The organism is Halochromatium glycolicum, assembly GCF_016584085.1.
In the GTDB taxonomy this organism is placed as follows: domain Bacteria; phylum Pseudomonadota; class Gammaproteobacteria; order Chromatiales; family Chromatiaceae; genus Lamprobacter; species Lamprobacter glycolicus.
Window position 1 is genome coordinate 1 of sequence record NZ_NRSJ01000104.1, and the last position, 1,969, is coordinate 1,969.

The window sequence follows — 1,969 nt, forward strand, 5'->3', positions numbered from 1 at the left end:
CCAGACATCCCCTCGCGGGTTTGCCCTTGCCGTCGGCTAGTAGTTCTATTGGTCCAAGAGGACACTACAGGTACTCCTACAGGGGACTTTCACCCCATCAGTTCATGCCCATGCCGGGCGTACACGAGCCCGCCAGCCCGACGCCAAGCTGCGGCGGGCGCTTCGCGCGTCGCCGCAGCTTGGCGCGGGCTGCGGTTAACGTTAGATTCAGCAATTCTTGGGAGTATCCATGAAATTCATATTAGTATGTTTGGCAACTGCCACAATTTTAGCTATGCCACTGAGGGGCAATGCTGCCGATGACTATTTCTACTGCGGGTTTTCCAACATTAATGGAACTGCGCAAGATTATGCGAAATGGGGGAAAGGGACAGATTTCAAATACAATGCAAGCGCGGAAAGATGGGAATGGATAAGCGACTATGCTTATCAATATATCTACCCTGACGGGAGATATGAGCAGAAGGCTCGAGTACCATATTTTGACAATAAAGTAGGTCGTTGCAACTCCAACATGGAAAAGATATATAAGAGGAAAATCCAAGAAATTAAAGAAAAGTATAAATAGTTGTGTCACTAAAGATTAAAATCTAACACGGCCAATTAACCCGACAAGCGGGTTATTGGCAACGTTCGGCTATAAACGCGTGAAAAAATAAGAGGGTTGACGATTATGGTCAGACAATTAACCGCCATCATTGAAAAAGAAGATGATGGGTATGTGGCGCTCTGTCCTGAGGTGGACGTGGCAAGCCAAGGAGATACAGTAGGCGAGGCTCGCGCGAATCTGAAAGAAGCACTGGAGCTGTTCTTTGAAACGGCTTCACCGGAAGAAATCAACTCACGTCTTCACGACGAAGTTTACGTCACACATGTGGAGATTGCTGTTGGGTAGACTCAAGGTCTTCTCGGGAAAGGAAATTTGCCAGATTCTTCAGAGGCATGACTTCCAAGAAGTAAGGAGAAAAGGTAGCCATGTAATCATGCAGAAGCAAATACATGGAAGCACTATAACGGTGCCAGTTCCGGATCATAGAGAAATTAAAATGGGAACCTTGATGTCTATCATTCGCCAGTCTGGCGTCCAACGTTCGGAGTTTGAATGAAAAAGCCGAACAAGGCGCTTAACACGGATCGCCTCGGGCGCTACGCTTCCTCGTCGACCGGTTAGCGCTGACGTTAGCGCAAGAAGCGCTCGTAAATGGCAAAAAAGTCAAAGAAACTCACTCTTGCTCAAAAGCGAGCGAAGAAGAAAGCAAAGGAAGAAAGACAGAAAAAGTATATGTGGGTATTTATCAATGGGAAACAGGTTAGGGTCAAACGCCCTGAAACAATAGATGGAGTTGATATAGACGAATTTATTAGGAATAACGCAGATCCAATATGGCTCCATCAAAACGAAATGTGGGAATGCATGGATCAGGAAGAAAATCAGAGAAATATTATTGAGAACTCTGAGTTGGATACATACATAAATAACTTTTGCGGCCAATGGAAAGATAAAGAAGGAAATATTCTTTTCATTGAGCCAATTGATGAAAGAAGTGTATTTGTTACATATATTAAGTCTGGTGACAGCGAACCTCTATAGTCATCCGCAAAATTCTTTATAGTCTAAGACATGCGGCACGAAACGCTCGATCCAGGACCGCGCATAGGAGCAATACTGACTGGCTTCGTTGAAGGTCAAGCGGATGTGGTGTTTCAGTTGGTCGAGCGAGCCGATAAAGTTGACCGAGATGACCCGTTTGATTGTTTTCCAGATGAATTCGATCGGGTTGAGGTCCGGTGCGTAGGGTGGCAGGAAGAGCAGCTCGATGGCGTGTTCTTTGGCCGCCTGCTTGACTTCGGCGGCGTGATGGCTGCTGAAGTGGTCGAGGATCACGATGATGGCCCGGTAGTCGGCGTTAGCGGCCCGGATGGCGTCGAAGAACGCGGCGATCGCCGTCTGGTTAGACCGGGGCAAGAA

At 47.2% G+C, this 1,969-nt stretch carries 5 protein-coding genes; 4 read left to right on the forward strand and 1 reads right to left on the reverse strand.

All coding sequences use genetic code 11. The features are described from left to right. Positions 1–229: 229 nt before the first annotated feature. The 4 genes from CKO40_RS23610 to CKO40_RS23625 all read left to right on the forward strand — a co-directional run bounded on the left by CKO40_RS23610 (position 230) and on the right by CKO40_RS23625 (position 1,591). On the forward strand, positions 230–568 hold the full coding sequence (locus CKO40_RS23610; RefSeq protein ID WP_200348906.1) for a hypothetical protein: 339 nt from the start codon (positions 230–232) through the stop codon (positions 566–568). A 105-nt stretch (positions 569–673) separates the two neighbouring features. After that, the gene (locus CKO40_RS23615; RefSeq protein ID WP_200348907.1) at positions 674–895 is read left to right on the forward strand and encodes a type II toxin-antitoxin system HicB family antitoxin; all 222 of its coding nucleotides are present in this window, start codon (positions 674–676) and stop codon (positions 893–895) included. Continuing rightward, positions 873–1,106 (forward strand): type II toxin-antitoxin system HicA family toxin, encoded by a 234-nt coding sequence (locus tag CKO40_RS23620; RefSeq protein WP_242477309.1) that lies wholly within the window; start codon positions 873–875, stop codon positions 1,104–1,106. Before CKO40_RS23615 ends, CKO40_RS23620 begins: the two co-directional genes overlap by 23 nt. A gap of 95 nt (positions 1,107–1,201) precedes the next feature. Beyond that, complete coding sequence (locus CKO40_RS23625) at positions 1,202–1,591, forward strand: hypothetical protein (protein ID WP_200348909.1); 390 nt, start codon at positions 1,202–1,204, stop codon at positions 1,589–1,591. On the opposite strand, the gene CKO40_RS23630 is transcribed toward CKO40_RS23625, so the two are convergent. After that, positions 1,592–1,969 (reverse strand): transposase (locus tag CKO40_RS23630; protein WP_200348910.1); only part of this gene is annotated, 378 nt, incomplete at its 5' end.

Bases quoted from the DNA above. Each gene is read 5' to 3' on its own strand.
- CKO40_RS23615 (WP_200348907.1), top strand. From the start codon at position 674: ATGGTCAGACAATTAACCGCCATCATTGAAAAAGAAGATGATGGGTAT.
- CKO40_RS23610 (WP_200348906.1), top strand. From the start codon at position 230: ATGAAATTCATATTAGTATGTTTGGCAACTGCCACAATTTTAGCTATG.
- CKO40_RS23625 (WP_200348909.1), top strand. From the start codon at position 1,202: ATGGCAAAAAAGTCAAAGAAACTCACTCTTGCTCAAAAGCGAGCGAAG.
- CKO40_RS23620 (WP_242477309.1), top strand. From the start codon at position 873: ATGTGGAGATTGCTGTTGGGTAGACTCAAGGTCTTCTCGGGAAAGGAA.